Annotated in this window: 13 protein-coding genes and 2 pseudogenes; 4 read left to right on the forward strand and 11 right to left on the reverse strand. The window is 72.8% G+C overall.

Annotation, left to right across the window (positions count from 1 at the left end; translation table 11 throughout):
- The first annotated feature begins 109 nt into the window (after positions 1–109).
- Positions 110–667 carry a glycoside hydrolase family 25 protein gene (locus DBP14_RS08665; RefSeq protein ID WP_129306440.1) on the forward strand — a complete coding sequence of 186 codons (558 nt, stop codon included), beginning with the start codon at positions 110–112 and terminating at the stop codon, positions 665–667.
- Positions 668–684: 17 nt separating this feature from the next.
- Here the strand turns inward: DBP14_RS08665 and DBP14_RS08670 are convergent, their stop codons facing one another.
- A complete protein-coding gene (locus DBP14_RS08670) occupies positions 685–1,296 on the reverse strand; it encodes an endonuclease domain-containing protein (protein WP_164992282.1) in 612 nt (203 codons plus the stop codon).
- 274 nt (positions 1,297–1,570) lie between these two features.
- Here DBP14_RS08670 and DBP14_RS08675 point away from each other — a divergent pair, with 274 nt between their 5' ends.
- Complete coding sequence (locus DBP14_RS08675; protein WP_129306442.1) at positions 1,571–2,251, forward strand: Crp/Fnr family transcriptional regulator; 681 nt, start codon at positions 1,571–1,573, stop codon at positions 2,249–2,251.
- Positions 2,252–2,298: 47 nt separating this feature from the next.
- Here the strand turns inward: DBP14_RS08675 and DBP14_RS08680 are convergent, their stop codons facing one another.
- From DBP14_RS08680 to DBP14_RS08720, 9 genes are all read right to left on the reverse strand, one after another.
- The gene (locus DBP14_RS08680; protein ID WP_129306443.1) at positions 2,299–3,999 is read right to left on the reverse strand and encodes a hypothetical protein; all 1,701 of its coding nucleotides are present in this window, start codon (positions 3,997–3,999) and stop codon (positions 2,299–2,301) included.
- On the reverse strand, positions 3,996–5,300 hold the full coding sequence (locus DBP14_RS08685; protein ID WP_129306444.1) for a protein phosphatase 2C domain-containing protein: 1,305 nt from the start codon (positions 5,298–5,300) through the stop codon (positions 3,996–3,998). The genes DBP14_RS08680 and DBP14_RS08685 overlap by 4 nt, the downstream gene beginning before the upstream one ends.
- Position 5,301: 1 nt before the next feature.
- Positions 5,302–5,982 carry a hypothetical protein gene (locus DBP14_RS08690; RefSeq protein ID WP_129306445.1) on the reverse strand — a complete coding sequence of 227 codons (681 nt, stop codon included), beginning with the start codon at positions 5,980–5,982 and terminating at the stop codon, positions 5,302–5,304.
- 45 nt (positions 5,983–6,027) lie between these two features.
- Positions 6,028–7,968: a hypothetical protein gene (locus DBP14_RS08695; RefSeq protein WP_129306446.1), complete on the reverse strand. Its 1,941-nt coding sequence runs from the start codon at positions 7,966–7,968 to the stop codon at positions 6,028–6,030.
- Entirely contained in the window at positions 7,965–10,379 is a 2,415-nt protein-coding gene (locus DBP14_RS35980) for a hypothetical protein (protein WP_164992283.1), read from the reverse strand. The genes DBP14_RS08695 and DBP14_RS35980 overlap by 4 nt, the downstream gene beginning before the upstream one ends.
- Positions 10,376–11,584 (reverse strand): hypothetical protein, encoded by a 1,209-nt coding sequence (locus DBP14_RS08705; protein WP_129306447.1) that lies wholly within the window; start codon positions 11,582–11,584, stop codon positions 10,376–10,378. The genes DBP14_RS35980 and DBP14_RS08705 overlap by 4 nt, the downstream gene beginning before the upstream one ends.
- 280 nt (positions 11,585–11,864) lie before the next feature.
- Entirely contained in the window at positions 11,865–12,527 is a 663-nt protein-coding gene (locus DBP14_RS08710) for an NAD(P)-binding domain-containing protein (protein ID WP_129306448.1), read from the reverse strand.
- A gap of 131 nt (positions 12,528–12,658) precedes the next feature.
- Complete coding sequence (locus tag DBP14_RS08715) at positions 12,659–12,871, reverse strand: EF-hand domain-containing protein (RefSeq protein WP_129311749.1); 213 nt, start codon at positions 12,869–12,871, stop codon at positions 12,659–12,661.
- Between the two features lie 59 nt (positions 12,872–12,930).
- Positions 12,931–13,842, reverse strand: a complete 912-nt coding sequence (locus DBP14_RS08720; RefSeq protein WP_129306449.1) for a MerR family transcriptional regulator — start codon at positions 13,840–13,842, stop codon at positions 12,931–12,933.
- Between the two features lie 48 nt (positions 13,843–13,890).
- Here DBP14_RS08720 and DBP14_RS36710 point away from each other — a divergent pair.
- Positions 13,891–14,304: pseudogene (locus DBP14_RS36710) on the forward strand (GNAT family N-acetyltransferase); the annotation flags it as partial.
- Between the two features lie 170 nt (positions 14,305–14,474).
- A pseudogene (locus tag DBP14_RS36715) lies at positions 14,475–14,723 on the forward strand (GNAT family N-acetyltransferase); the annotation flags it as partial.
- Here the strand turns inward: DBP14_RS36715 and DBP14_RS08735 are convergent.
- On the reverse strand, positions 14,680–15,306 hold the full coding sequence (locus DBP14_RS08735; protein ID WP_129306450.1) for an ADP-ribosyltransferase: 627 nt from the start codon (positions 15,304–15,306) through the stop codon (positions 14,680–14,682). The pseudogene DBP14_RS36715 and the gene DBP14_RS08735 sit on opposite strands and share 44 nt — an antisense overlap.
- Positions 15,307–15,365: the final 59 nt, after the last annotated feature.

Genomic DNA, 15,365 nt, shown 5'->3' on the forward strand with positions numbered 1-15,365 from the left:
CCACCCGGCACTCCCCCCAACTCGCCCGACCCGTCATCGTATCGCCGCGTGCGCACCCGGTTGCGGAACGTTGGTTTCCGGATGGGCCGCCGGCGGGCACAACTCAGCCATGCTGCACGGCATCGACGTAAGCGCGTATCAGTCGTCTTCGTACGGTACGGACGGGCTGTCCTTCGCCTTCATCAAGGCGACGGAGGGCCACTCGTACGTCAACTCGCGGCTCACCGCCCAGACCAAGACCGCCCGTGACGCCGGCCTGGTCGTCGGCTTCTACCACTTCCTGTGGCCGGGCAACCTCACCACCCAGGCCGAGTACTTCGTCCGGCACGCCCCCGAGAAGGCCGGCGACATCCTGGCCGTCGACTGGGAGACCACCGGCGACGGCACCCACGCGAGCAACAAGGAGAAGGACACCTTCATCAGGAAGGTGAAGGAATTACGGCCGCATCACCGCGTGATTCTTTACACGAACCGCAACTATTGGCTGACCGTCGATACGACGTCGTATGCCGGTGATGGCTTGTGGATCGCTGACTACGTCACGGCTGGCCACCCGCGGATCAAGGCAAAATGGCGCTTCCACCAGTACAGCAGTGAGCCCCACGACAAAGACGTGGCCGCCTTCGCGAGCAAGGCAGATCTGAGAAAGTGGGCCACCGGCACCTGAGTCTTCTAGCCGTGGGTTTACACCGCATACTCCGCCCGCAGCCGTCTTGCGGGCGGATTCGTCAGATAGGCGTTCAACAGGTCGAACGTTCGAAGCTCGGACCGAAGCGCCTCGTACCAGGCCAGCGCATGAACATTACAGCGGTTGCACACCAGGCCTCGCACGCATTCACCGCAGCTGCGCCGACCCGCGCAACATGCATGATCGTGGTCTATGTCCATGGCCCGTCCGCTTCTGTCGACCTCTCGACAGACGGCACACCTCCCATCCTGGCGGAGAAGTAGGAGACGCAGGAACTCCTTGGTCACATTGTATTGCTCAAGACGCACCAGCTCGGCGTTGCACGGCTTGCAGTACGGACGTGGCATGCCCATAGCATTGACCGGCGAGTACTCCGCAATGCGCTTGCTCTCTCCACACTCGCGACATTCGATGAGTCCACTCGCCACCATCTCCTTGACGACACCGTTGCCCCGCTTCTTCCGAACGGCGGAGAGCGGATATCCCTTGGCGCGCTGCTGATAGTGGGCAGCACAGAGCCCCTTGGCAGAGACGACCCGCGGACAGCCGGAAAATGCGCAACTCCGGCTCATCATCGCTGCCCGATTCGCATCGATGGGGGCAAGCATTCTCCCCCTTAGCAGCTGTGTGTAGTGGGTCTTGCACATTCCCTTGGTCAACGGATACCTGTCTGAGGGCAGGCCGCACTGCCATCCGTCACCGTTCGCGCTGCACGTCCTCATGTGTCCCCCTGGCACTGACTCACTTGAACTTCCATCCGATCAACGCAGAAGTCGAACTGACGTAACGGGCAGGAACGTCAGTCTGATGTTTCGCTAGCGGCGATGCGGGGCCACACTCATGCAAGCCTGGTGTGAAGGACGATGAAGGAGGGAGAGGTCCATGGTTAGCCGTACCGCCTCCTTCTGGGAGGCTCTTGATGCCGGGGACCGGGCTGCTCTGCGGCGGGCCGGTGTGCGCATGGTGCTGGAGGCGGACCGGCAGTTCCTCACCCAGGGGGAGGACTCGGACCATCTGATCGTGCTGGTCGGCGGGTGGGTGAAGGTGGTCGCGCAGTCGCACGCCGGGTACCGGGCGCTGCTCGCGCTGCGCGGGCCCGGTGAACTGCTGGGCGAGCAGGCCTCGGTGGAGCGGGGACGGCGGCGTTCGGCGTCGCTGGTGACGGCCACCCCGGCCGAGGTGCTGAACCTGCCGGCCGGGCGCTTCCATGTGCTGGCCCGCTCCCGGCCCCAGATAGCCGCCGCGCTGGAGCGGACGCTGTCGCAGCGGCTGCGGGAGGCCGACGTGCAGCGCGCCGGGATCACCGAGCCGGTGCCCGCCCGGCTCGCCGGGCTGCTGCTGGACCTGGTGGAGCGGTGCGGGCTGCCGGACGCCGACGGCACCGGGCGCCGTATCGGACTGTCGCTGTCCCAGGACGACTTGGCGGGGCTGGCGCTGACCTCGCGGCGCACGGTGAGCCGGGTGCTGGAGCAGTGGCGGGCCCGGGGCTGGATCGTGACCGGGCGGCAGACGGTGACCGTGCGGGCCGTGGACCAGCTCAAGCGGCTGGCCCACGGGGGGTGAGGGGCCCGCGCGTCACCCTCAGCGCCGGCGGCACGGCTCCACCGGCGTCAGCAGGGGGTGTAACTCACTCCTTCCCTCGGCGCCTTGTAGATGCGGTAGCCCTTGGAGTGCGTCAGCTGGTAGGTGATCGTCCAGTCGTCGCAGGTGTCGTCGGGGCTGCTCGCCGGGCCGTAGCCCGCGTCCTGGTGGCTGCGGAAGCTGAGCGTGGCCAGGGTGTGACCGCTGTCGCTCTGCAGGCTGTTGAGGACGAACTCGCTGTCCCGGGTGGTCGACATGACCTTCTTCCAGTCGGCACGGCTGGAGTCGGAGCCGAGGTCGACGATGCCGCTGCCGGGGTCGTAGTACCTCAGCGCGGTGTCGTAGCGGTGCTGGTTGACCGCGCCGAAGAACGCGGCGAACATGCCCGCGACGTGCGGGGCCCGGGAGTCGTCGGCGACCGCCGAGAAGTCGACGGAGGCGCCCTTCGCGACGACCAGGGTGGGGTCCTTCGACTCGGTGGGGGTGGGGGTCGGGGTGGTGTCCGACGGGGTGGGTCCGGAGCCGGAGCCCGAGTCGTCGTCCCGGTAGGTGCCGGCGGTCTGGGTCGCGGAGGACGTGGTCGCCCGGCTGTCGCCCGTGTTGTGCATGTGGGTGACCGTATAGCCGCCGATCGCGCCCACCAGCAGGGCCGCCAGCAGCCAGCCGGTCACCCGCCTGCCGGTCGAGGCGGCGGCCGGCCTCGGGGGCGCGGGGCGTGGGGGCGTGGGACGCGGAGGTACGGGACGGGGTGGCACCGGCCTCGGCGGCGGCACGGACTGCGGGGGCGTGGCCTGCGTGGGCGTGGGTTTGGGCGCGGGTGGCGGGGTGGGGCGGCGGCGGAGGCGGTCGTGCGCGAGTTCCAGCTCGGGGAGCCATTCGGCGAGGGCCGGCCTGCGGCCCGGGTCCGCGTTCTGGGCGCGGTTGGCGAGGCCGGCCAGCCCCGTGGACAGCGCGCGCAGCGGGCCGGGGTCCCGGTCGTCCTGGTCGCGGTTGAACAGCCGCAGGGCGAGCAGGCCGAACTTCCAGGAGTCGGCGGCGGTCGTGGCCTTCAGCGCCTCGGGCACCTCCCAGCTGGGGGTGTCGACCTGGTCCAGCACGTCCTTGCCCTGGTGGCGCATGGAGTCGCAGTCGATGAGCAGGCAGCGGGCCGGCCCCTGGAGGGTGAACAGCACGTTCTTCGGGGAGAGGTCGCCGACCACGATGCGGTGCGCGTGCAGCCAGGCGAGGGTGCGGGCGAGGTCGAGGAGCAGCTCCACGCGGCGCGTGTCGTCGACGACCAGGCCGATGCGCCGGCCGTAGTCGTCCAGGTTGAGCAGGTATTCCAGTGCCTGCAGCTGGGCCCCGCCCAGGATCGGGCTGTGCAGTTCGTACGCCGGTGTCACCCGGTGCATCAGGAAGCCGGTGACCTTGGTGCTCGGGTTGCGCGAGGGCAGCGGGTCGGTGGGGGTGTCGCCCCGGTAGACCAGGGCGAGCGGCCAGGTGGTCCGCTCGTCGAGGAAGGCGCGGTCGGCCGGGCCGAGCAGCTGGCGGAAGCAGACCATGTCGTGCAGGACGTCGGCGTCGTACGAGACGACCGGCAGGTACTCCTTGTACGCCAGGTACTCCCCGGCGAACCGGCCGGGCGGGTCGGGGACGCCGTAGACGATCCCCTGGCCGCCGTTGCCGAGGCCGTGGTCGGTGTACCGGCCGAGCTTGTCGGGCAGTACCCAGGCCATCTGTACGGCGGTCATCGCGGCCCTCCCGGCCCTGCGGCGCGCGGCCACAGGGCCAGCAGGGTGCGGTCGTCGTCGAAGGTCTCCCGGTAGAAGTCGAGCATGTAGGCGAAGGCCAACGGCGGCACCGGGGTGGCGAGTTCGTTGGCGAAGAGGCGGGCGACCTTGCCGCGGCCGTCACCGACGGGGTCGCCGAACCCGTCGGTGCCGACGAGCAGCACGGTGCCCGGGTCGAGGCGGAACTCGGCGGGCCTCGCGTCGGCGGGGACGTACGGCATGGGCTGGACGACGGAGGACACCAGCCCGTCGGCGCCGGCCCGCTTGCCGCCCTGCAGCGGGTACAGCTCCTGGTACTTGATCGCCCAGGCGCCGGAGTCGCCGACCGAGATCAGCGCCACGTGGACGCCGTCCCGGGTGGGGGTGGCGGCGCCGGCGACGAGAGTGGTGGCCAGCAGGTCGGCCGTCTCGTCGACGGTGGCGTCCCTGCCGCGCAGCAGCCGGGTGGCCTGCTCGCGCAGCTGCCAGTGGACGGTGCCGAGCAGTTTGGGCCAGTCGGTGACCAGGCCGCCGCTCGCCCGGACCTGGGCGAGCAGTTCGTCGACGGCGCTGCGGCAGGCGAGCTGGGAGCCGATGTGCGGCTGGCTCGCGTCCGAGACGCCGTCGGCGACGGCGAACACGACGGTTCCGGTGGTCTCGTCCCAGGAGGCGGCCGCGTCGTCCTCGCGGGGGCGGCCCTCGACCCGGTGCGCGTAGCCGCGCACGGAGGCCAGGCGCAGGTCGAGGGCGGGCGTGGACCAGCCGTCGCAGACGGTGTCGGGCCGGTACGACAGCACGCGTCCGGGCGGCCTGGGCGTGAAGTCGGGGACCACGCCGTCGATCACCATCGGGTGCCAGTACCGGCCGAAGTCGTCCAGCGGGGGCGCGGGGTGCTGCGCCGGGGGCGACGGCGGGGCGTGCTGGGCGTGCTGGGCGTGCTGCGCCGGGGACTGCGGCCGGCCCTGCGACGGCCCCGGCTGCTGCGGCCCCGGCTGCGACGGCCCCGGCTGCTGCGGCCCCGGCCTACCGCCCGGCGCCGTCGCGGGAGTGGGGGCGGGGCCGGGGGCGACGGGCGGCCAGGGGCCCGGCTGCTCCCAGTCGTACATCTGCGCGGGCTGGGCAGGCTGGGCCGGCTGATCGGGCCGGTCGGGCCGGTCGGGCTGCCCGGTCGCCGGCTCGGACGGCGGGTACAGCGCCGGAGCCGGCCCGGGCGGGGGCGGGGGCTGGCGCCGCTTCTCGCTCCGGTGGTCGTCGTCGGAGCGGCGGTGCGGGAACAAGGCCACCTCAGATCACATCGATCGCGACGGTGAAGCCTTCCGGCTTGTCCACCACGAGTTGCGGGGCCGCCGAGCCGAGCGAACGGCCCGAGGAGATCACGCTCTTGGTGAGCGCGGTGCAGAACTTGGCGATGGCCGCGCCCACATCGACACCCTTGTTGGCGACGAAGCCGAACTGCGCCTCGGTGGCGACCTGGTTGATGGTCTGCGCGTCGGCGTCGACGATGCCGCAGGCGATGATGTTCGGCGCGCCGAGCGTGGCCTGCCGGTCGACGAGCCTGCGGTGCACGGACTGCCAGTCCTCGCCGTGGTTGGGCAGTCCGTCGCTGAGGAAGAACACGGCGGGCCGGTGCACCTGGTAGTTCTCGCGCTTGAGGGCGGCCACGTCGTCGGGTATGCGGCGGATCAGATCCTCGAAGGCGGCCGCGTAGCTGGTCATGCCGCGGGTGCGCAGCTGCGGGAACTCGCCGGCGCTGCGCAGGTCGACGAGGTGGACGCGTTCGATCACGTCGTCCGAGAAGCCCAGTACGGAGAAGCGCACCTTGGCGGCGGCCATCGGCTCGCCGAGCAGCGCCTGGTGGAGTGAGCGCAGGCCGGCGTTCAGCTCGTCCATGTGCTCGGTCATCGACCCCGACTCGTCGGCCAGGACGTAGATGGGGAGCAAGTGCCCCCGGTTGCTGTCCATCATCGTCGTTCCGTTCCCTGCGTGGTGGGTTGGTGCGGTGCTGTCAGGTCAGTAGGCGTCCTCGGCGAGGCGGAAGCCGTCGGGCGGGCCGACCGAGAACTGCGGGTCGCCGGAGGCGATGCGGCGGCCGTAGCCGACGACGCCGTCCCGCAGGAACGCGGCGCAGCTGTGGGCGGCGGACACGGCGTCCTGGTGCGGCGGGGCCATGAAGCCGAACTCGGGCCGGGTGGCGACCGCGCGGATCGCGAACGGGTCGGCCTGGCCGAGGCCCAGCGCGATGACGTGCGGCGCGGCCGGGTTGGTCTCGACGTCGGTGAGCGCGCGGTGGGCGTCCCGCCAGCCGCCGCCCTCGTCGGGGGCGCGGCCGCTGACGACGTACACGATGGGCCGCAGCACCTGTCCGCCCTGCGCCTTGACCACGCCGACGTCCTGTCCGACGACCGTCCGCAGCTGCTGGAAGGCGTGCGTGTACGACAGTCCCGGGCGCGCGGTGAGCAGGGGGGTGGCGGTGGCGGGGGTGACCGTGGCGAGCTGGAGCCGGGGTTCGCTGGTGGCGGCCATGCCGAGGACCGAGAGCCGGAGCCCGGCGGACACCTCGGGGGCGGCGCACAGCGCGGCGTGCAGGTCGCTCAGGCCGCGGTTCAGCTCGGCGAGACAGTCCTTGGCGGACTCGTCGAGGGCGAGGTAGATGAGCGCGGTGTAGGCGGGGGTGGGCGAGGTGCCGACGGGAGCGGGGCCGCCGGGGTGGACGGGCTGGGTCAGGGTCGGGGTGTAGGGCGGGGCGTACGGCGCGGCGTAGCCCGTCGCACCCGGGGCTCCCGTGCCTGGGGCCGCCGTGCCGGGTGCCGCCGCGCCCGGGCCCCCGCTGCCCGGGACCCCCGCGCCCGGTGTCGGCGTACCCGGGCCGGGCGGTCCCGGCGCGTACGGGGACGGGGGCGCGGACGTGTGGGGCGCGGCGCCGGCCGCCGGACCCGGGGCGAGCTGGCCGGCCGGGGCGTCCCAGGGGCGGGCGCCGGGGAGCTGGGGGGTGGCCGGCAGGGCCGCTGTCCCGTCGCCGCCGGCGGCCCGCATCACCACGCCGTTCAGCAGGTGCCGCATGACCTCCAGGTCGCCGGCCTGTACGAGGTTCTTGTCGGCCATCGCCTGGAACAGTTCCAGCGCACGCTGGTTCTGCAGCTCGGCCGTGGCGAACCGGGCCTCCTCCAGTTTGCGCAGCATCTCGAAGGCGCCGGCCGCGTCCTCGGGGTGGGTGTTCATGTACTGCCGGATCAGGCTCTCGCTGTCGATGGGCACACCGCGCAGCGCCTCCGCCTGCCGGGCGGCCTGCTCGATCCGCAACTCCTGCTGCTTCGCCTCCAGTTCGCCCTGCCGTACGACGTGCCCCAGGTTGGGCGTGTGGTCGGCCTGGCCCAGCGTCTCGCGCCGGCCCGCGTCGATCAGGGACTCCAGGTAGGTCAGGGACTTCGCGTCGGGCCGTACCGACACCTGGCAGTCGTAGACGACCAGGCCCTCCGCCAGCACGATCGGCTGGGCGCACAACTGGTTGAGGTGGTGCTGGAGTTCGAAGGAGCGCTCGATGGCGAACCGCTGTCCGGCGCCGTGGAACCGGCGGACCAGGTAGCCGTGGACGAGGGGCAGGGCGTCGTCGATGCCGGCCCGTACGAGGTTCTTGGCACCCTCGGAGCCGTCGACGCGGAAGGAGAAGTCGACCTTGACCTCGAAGGCGTGCACGCCGTCCTGGGAGACGATCGGGTTGCGGCCGAGGACCGCGGTGCGGCTGCGGGGCCGCAGGTCGACCTCGTAGCGGGTGCGGTAGCGGGAGAACACCTGCTGCGAGGCGGTCATCGGGCGGCCGCCGTCGAAGCAGTCCACCTCGCCGGAGGCGGTGGCGTAGACGACCGCGAGGTGCGGGTCCTTGGCCTTGGTGGGCCCGACGGCCACCCGGGGCACGGGCTCGCGGCTGACGATCAACGAGACCGGGTCGCTCACCGGCCACCTCCTGGCTGTGTGGGACGGGCGTACGAGGCGGAGGGGCCGGCTGCGGCGCCCACCGCGGACGAGGCGGACGGAGTGGCGGCGGCGCGCAGAGCGGCGCGGAGGACGGTCGAGGAGCGGGGCAGGGACAGGAAGCGGTCGGGGTCGGTCCAGCGGGCCGCGTGGTGGTCCAGCAGCATCGCCGTACGGGGGCTGGTGCGGGCCACGTCCTCCACCAGGTGCCGGACCATGTCGTCGAGGAGCTGGGGATCGGTCTCGGCGCGGGCGAACCAGCCCTCCAGGACGCTGCCGGCGTCGTCGGAGAAGAGTTCGCCGTTGATCACCTCCGCCCACAGGTAGCCGAGCAGCCGGCGGAGTTCGTGGCCGGGTGGCTGCTCGGCGGCCAGGGTGAGCAGGCTGGGCCGGGGCTGCCGGGTGGAGCCGGGCGGTTCCTCGGTGAGCAGGGCGTTGGCGAGGATCAGGAAGGCGAGGTGGCCGGAGGGCCTGCTGGACGGTTCGTGCGCCATCTCGGCGACGGCCCGCAGGACCAGTGGCGCGTGCCCGGCGACGTCCTGTTCGAGCAGGTCGGAGAGGGCGTCGCCGATGGCGATGGCCACGTCGATGTGGTCGACGGTGCCGAGCCGGGTCAGCCGCTGCACGGCGGTGGCGAGGTCGGCGCCGCCGAGGCAGAGGCCGTAGGCGCGGGCGGCGGCGGCCTGGGTCTGCCACGCGCCGCTCATGTACCAGCCGTCGACGAGGGCGCGCACGCCGGTGCGCACCTGGGGGTCGCGCAGGCAGACCCGCAGGGCGTAGGCGATCGCCTCGCGGCGGAACGCGCCGGTGTGCTCGGCGTGCAGCCAGCCGGGGAACACCTGGGTGGCGATGTGGTCGAAGGACTCGGTGGCGATCAGGCCGAGGGCGGTCCCGGCGAAGCTGCGCACGGACAGCGACGGCTTGTCGACCAACGCGCCGAGCCAGGCGACGATTTCGCGCTGGATGCGGTACTCGGACCAGACGTGCCGGATGATCCGGGCCGGGTAGCCGGGGTCGCGGTACTCGGCGACCGTGCAGGGCAGCAGGCCGAGGTCGCCCTTGGTGACGGCGGAGACGGTACGGGCGCGCAGCTGGTCGGCGAGGAGCCGGCGGGACTGGCTGAACGGGTCCTGGCTCAGGGGTACGGGCCCGTCCCGCACGCTGTCGGCGAGGACTCCGCGCTCGCTGCGGAACCGGTCGAGGAGGGCGCTCGCGGCCATGGCCACGTGCTCCTGCGGGAGTCCGCCGAGGACGGCGAGGGCGACGGCCTGGGTGCGCAGTGCGGTGTCGCCGAGCGACTCGAACCACTCCTCGGGGGTCTCCCCGCCGGTGTGGTCCATCCGCGCGCGGACCCGCTCGGGGTCGATGGCGCCGGTGCCGTGCTCGTGTGCGAGGACCTCGGCGAGGCGGGCGGCGTGCAGGCAGCCGGCGGCGCTGTCGAGCAGTTCGGTGACGAGTCCGGGGACACCGGCGGAGGTCAGCGCGCCGTCGGTGTCCGGCTCGCCGAGCCGGTGGGTGAGGTGGGCGCGCAGCACGCGGTCGAGGGTGTCGGGGCGGGTGATGCGCTGCACGTACTCGGTGACGTCCCGGCCCAGCTCGGACTCGGGCCCGGCGGTCACCACGAGGTGGGCGTCGGCGCGCAGCAACAGGTCTTCGAGTCCGGCGAGTTGGGCGGCGCGCAGTTCGGACAGGTCGACGGGCCGGTCGACGAGGAGTCCGGCGCCGGTGCCGAGCTGGGTGAGTTCGGTGAGGCGGGTCAGTTCGGCGACGGAGTCCAGCAGGAAGAAGGTCTTGGCCTGGGCGGCGAGGAGGAGGCGTACGGCGGCCGCGGTCTTTCCGGCGCCGAGGGGGCCGCGCAGCACGACCGAGCGGCGCTGCCAGGCGTCGGCGACGACGTCGTCCCAGCGGGGCGGGGGCTGGAAGGTGTGCCGGACGGTCTCCACGACGCCGGCGGCCAGGGCGCGCAGGACGACGCCTCGTTCGCTGCCGGCCTGGATGACGATCTTGTCGCCCTCGACCCGGTCGCCGCCGATCCGGGTCCAGGCGGTGCGCAGCAGTCCGGCCCGCAGGCTGCCGGCGCCGACCCGGGCGGTGGCCTGACTGGCGCTCTCGCTCCTGCCGACGGTGTTGTCGGGGGCGGCCGGCCCGCCCGGCTGGGCGGTGTTCGGCGCGCCCGCCTGGTGGTCGGCGCCGTGGGCGCCGCCGGAGCCGGGATCGGGTGCGGTGCCGCCGCTGCCGGGCGAGGGAGCGGCCGGCGCCCGCGGGCCGGCGGGGCCGTTCGGACTGGCCGAACCGTTCGGGCCGGTCGGGCCGGGGGACGCCGTCGGGGTGACGGCCGGTGCGGCCGTCGTCGTCGGCGCGGCGGCTGGGCCGGTCCCGGCGGGGGTGGTCATGAGCGGCCGTCCCCGGCACCCGTGCCACGCCGGTCGCCCGGGGCACCCGGCCGGGGCTCGGGTCTCGCGTCCTTGAAGTAGTCGCCGTGGACGGTGATCCGGTCGCCGCCCACGTAATCGCCGTGGACGGTGAGCTGGTCGCCGTCCACGTGGTCGCCCTGGATCGTGATGTGGTCGCGGCCGGCGTAGTCACCGTCGACCGTGACCTGGTCACGGCCCGCGTAGTCACCGTCGACCGTGACCTGGTCACGGCCCGCGTAGTCACCGTCGACCGTGACCTGGTCGCGGCCCGCGTAGTCGCCCTGGACGGATAACTGGTCCTGGCCCACGCGGCCTTGGCCCACGCGGTCGCGCCCGATGTAGGCGTCGACGGCGTCGCGGCCGTCGGTTCTGGCGCCGTCGCCCCGGTCAGGCCGGCCGCCGGTGTCGTCGCCGCCGGAGCCACCGGCGTCGTAGGCGTCGTATGCCTGCCGGCCGTGCTGGGCGGACGGCGGGACCGGGCTCCCCGGTTCGGTCCCGCCGCCCGCTGCTCCCGCGGTACCGCCCGCGCCGGCCGGTCCCCCGGAGCCGGCTCTCGCGCGTGGCGGCTCCCCCGAGTCCGCGGGAAGTCCGGGCGGTGCCGGGTAGCCGGGCATGGTGACCCAGCCCCGGCACGGCTCGCCGTGCTTGGTGACGAAGTCGGCGGGCAGGTACGCCGCCGCGTCGATGCCCGGGTAGCGGCCCCGCACCACCTTGCGGTGCACGGCGTCGGAGACGACCACCACCAGGTGTGCGCGGCCGGCCTGCGCGAGGGCCCGCTTGACGGGGGCCGCGTCGACGAGCCGGGCCACGTCGTTGATGCCGGTGCCGGTCCACCGCTGGCCGTGGCGCAGGACCAGGCCCTGGCCGAGGCCGAGGCGCAGCCGCATCCGGTGGTCCTCGCTGTACGTGTCGCGGTGCCGGGCCAGCGCGTCGTCCAGCCCGCGCACCAGTTCACGCAGAAGCCGGGTGGGGCGCGTCTCGGGCGGCAGGAGCAGCAGCATGCCGTCGCCGCGGTCCTGCGCCGTGTACTGCTCCGGTCCGATACCGGCGCGCGCCAGCGCGAACTCGACGGCTTCGTACAGGCCGTCGTGCAGCGTGGCCTGGGTGGTCTCCGGGCGCAGGCTGAAGTCCTCGATGTCGAGGAGCGCGATCCAGTAGTCCTGCGGATCGTCCTGTACCACCATGTGCGGCCTCCCGTACCGGTGCGGGGTCGCGTGCGCCCCGCGCCCTCAACTGGATAGAACGCGCCGTGTGCGGTGTCTACGCCAACTGGCGCACAGCGGCCTCTTGCGCGAACCGCTGTTTCCGACACCGCGTCACAGGAGGCGTACGATGCCCCGCTCAGGTTTATCGGAAACCCGCGCACGGAAACTGGCGAAGCCTCATATTCCGTGCCGGAGACGCGCGTTGATCGTCAAACCTGCCAACTCTGGCCACTCGGCGCATCTCTCGCACCGCGCACGGCTAGCCCCGGAAGTCGGCCGGCCGCTCCTTGGGGGCCTCGGCCAGCGCCTTCTTCACGGCCGCCGCGCCCGCCTGCAGCCCGTACACCGGCGTGCCCGGCTGCTGGCGCCACGAGTCGTCGATGCCGCCCGCGTCGACGGTGTCGAAGCCGAGTTCCTCGATCAGGGCCCGGACCTTCGCCTTGGCGTCGGTGTCGTCCCCGGCGACCGGCAGCGCCATCCGCTCGGGGTCGCCCGCCGGGCGCGGGCGGTCCAGGAGGTCCTGGGCGTAGGTGCCGTTGAAGGCCTTGATCACGGGGTGTCCGATGTGCCGCTCGCTCCAGCGGCTCTCGGTCTGCCCCTCGTCCTCGATGGCGGCGATCCGGCCGTCCCGCTGCCGCGGGTAGTAGTTGCCGGTGTCGATCACGGCGACGCCCTCCGCCGCCCCGTCGAGCAGCCCCGAGGGCAGGCCGGGTACGGCCTTCAGCGGCACGGTGACGATCACGACCTCGGCGCCCTTGGCGGCCTCCGTCACCGGTACCGGCGTCGCCCCGGTCTCCTCGGCCAGTGCGGTCAGGGTGTGCGGGCCGCGGGAGTTGGCGACGGACACGTCGTGGCCGAGCGCGGTGAGCCGCCGGGTGAGGTTGCCGCCGATGTTGCCCGCGCCGATGATGCCGATCTTCATGACAGATCCTTCCAGGATCAATGCACATGCATGCTTCCGACACGGGGCTCAACCCCGGCACCCACGGGCCTATTCCGCCGCTACGGCAAAAGGGGTGCCCCTCCCTCACGGGACGGGCACCCCCAGGTGGGTCACTTGCTCAGGTGGGCCCAGAACTCCTCGAAGGAGAGGACCTTGTCGCCGTTGAGGTCGCGGGTCTTGATGATGGCCTCCGCCACCGTGTCGGTGACGTTCCAGTCACCGCCCTGAGCCAGGGCGGACTTGAACTCCGCGGCGGTGATGAATCCGTCACCGTCCGCGTCGATCCGCTGGAATTCCTTGCGTGCTTCCTCGATGTCCGCCACCGATCCGCCCCTTTTGTTCGTGTTTCTCATGCCGTGCAGGCCTACTGACGCAGGTCAGATTAACGGGCCGCCCGAGCCTCCAGTGCGGCGACCACCCAGGCGAAGTCCTCCTCGTGCCCGGAGACGGGCGTGCCCTTCAGCACGCCGACGAGTTCGCGGTAGCGGGCGAGCCGGGGATGGTGGACGAGTCTCATGCGGTCCAGCACGGTGGCCCGGTCGGCCGTGCCGATCAGGTCGCGCAGCACCTTCTCCGCCTCGGGCGCCGCCGGGTCGACGCCCTGCTCCCGGGCCCGCCCGGCCAGCTCGACGAGCCGCTTGGCGAACCACATCGACGCACCCGGAGGGGTGTCGTGGCGCCGGTCGGCCGCGTTGAACTCGGCGGCCCTGCGCATCTGCGCCCGGAACCCCGGGTCCTGCACCATCTCCGCCAGCTCCACCCACGCGTCGACCTGCTCGGGCGTCGGGTCGTCCGGCAGGTTCACCGCGGTCTGCCGCATCCTCTCGTGGATGTCGGAGTCCACGCTGTCGAGCCCGTGGAACATCTCCTCCACGAACTCCTCCATGATCCGCCGCCGCTCGGCCGCCGACAGCCTCGCCAGTTTGTTCATCAGGGTCATCTCCTCCGCCGTAGAGCCACGTCGCGCCACCGTCGACAGCACCGCGCGCGTCACCCGCAGCGACTGGATCTGCGCGTCCAGCGCCGTCACGTGCGCGGCCGCGACCTCGGCCACCGTCCGCTCACCGGCCAGCACCCGGCGTACGTCGTCCAGGCCGAGACCCAGCTCGCGCAGGGTGCGGATCAGTTCGAGGCGGGCCACGGACCCGCCGTCGTAGAGCCGGTAGCCGCCCGCCGAGCGGGCCACCACGGGCAGGGCGCCCTCGTCGGACCAGTAGCGGATGGTGCGCACGGTCAGGCCCGTGGCCCCCGCCAGCGCGCCGATGGTGAGAAATCCGGTGCCGTCGTCGATCACGTCTGCGAGTCTGTGCCTTCCAGTGGGTGGAGACTCAAGGAGAGCGGTGTGCGGAGTCTGCGGGACGTGCTCGACGGGGCGGCGCGGGGCGTCTTCCCGCCGGCCGACGGCACCACGACGGTCGTGCCGCAGCCCTCGCCGCGCGACGCCGGTGTCCTCGCCCTCACCGCGCACTCGGTGGTCTTCACGGACGAGGACCCGGAGTGGGTGCGCGAGACGCTGGACGCGGTCGCCGGTGACTGCGACGCCCTGGCCGCACCCATGAACGCGCGGTTCCTCGCCGCGCTGATGGACCGGACCGGCCGCCGTACCGACACGATCGACGTGCTGCTGGTCGCCCCGCCGCTGCCGGCCGGGGACGGCGGTCCGGAGCTGCGGGAGATCGGTGACCCCGGGCATCCCCGGGTGGTGGCCGCCCGTGAGCGGCGGGACGGGGTGTGGGTGGCGGACGGCGGGGTGCTGGGTCCTGTCGTCACATTCCCGCCGTCCGCCCGGAGGGCGGGCCCCGCGGCGTCAGGTGCGTGCTCTGGGGGTCCCCCCGGCCGGAGGCTGGGGGAGCGTGCATGGCGTCGCGGGGCTGGGGGCACCTCCCGGCCGGAGGCTGGGGGAGGGAATGTGACGACAGGGCCTAGCTCGGGCGCGGGGTCGCGGGGCGGGTGGAGGTCGCCGTGGAGGTCGAGGAGGGGGTACGGCACCGGGGGCTGGGGCGGGCGCTGGTGGCGGCGGCGCGGCGGCTGGCCGGGGAGCCGGTGTGGGCGCGGGTCGCGGCGGGGAACGCCCGCAGTCTGCGGGCGTTCCAGGCGGCCGGCTACCGTCCGGTGGGTTCGGAGGCGCTGCTCAGTGCCACGGGGCGTAGAACGGGTTGCTCTCGCAGCCGCTGAGGATCTCCGTCTTGGTCTCCTTGTCGACCGGGCAGGCGCCGACGATGTACTGCCGGGCGATACCGCCGGGGAAGGCCACCTCGACCTGGTCGGCGTACTTGTGGGCGGAGCCGATCGTCTTGTTGACGTCGATGCCGCCGGGCGCGTCGACGTAGTAGTTGTACTTCGACTTCCAGGCCTTGAAGAGGTCGTGGTCGTACGTCGTCGAGACGTACGGCGAGGGCTGGTTGACGAGGACGTACTTCTCGATGTCGTACTGCCCGTTGATGACGTCCTTCGGCTGGAAACCCTCCTCGAAGACGGTCTCCGGGTCGCGGTTGTCGCTGCGCCACAGGGTGCCGCAGGTGGTGCGCCACGCCGGCTTCGGGGTGATCCGGTCGAGGTCGGCGCGCCGGTCGGCGGCGGCCCGGAGCTTGTCGTCGAACTGGGGGCAGGAGGCCGCGGCCTTCGCGGCGGGGGCCGCGTGGACCGTCCTGGCCGGGGCCGCGGTGGGCGCGGTGGCGGCCGTGGTGGCGAGGACGGCGCCGAGGGACAGGACGGCGGCGGTGCCGCGGCGGCGGCGCGAGCGAGTGGTGCTGGTCATACGGAGCACGATGGCCGCTCGCCCGCGCCTCGCGCGGGACCGTCACCCGTCCGTCGGCG

Source organism: Streptomyces sp. L2, assembly GCF_004124325.1.
Lineage (GTDB): Bacteria > Actinomycetota > Actinomycetes > Streptomycetales > Streptomycetaceae > Streptomyces.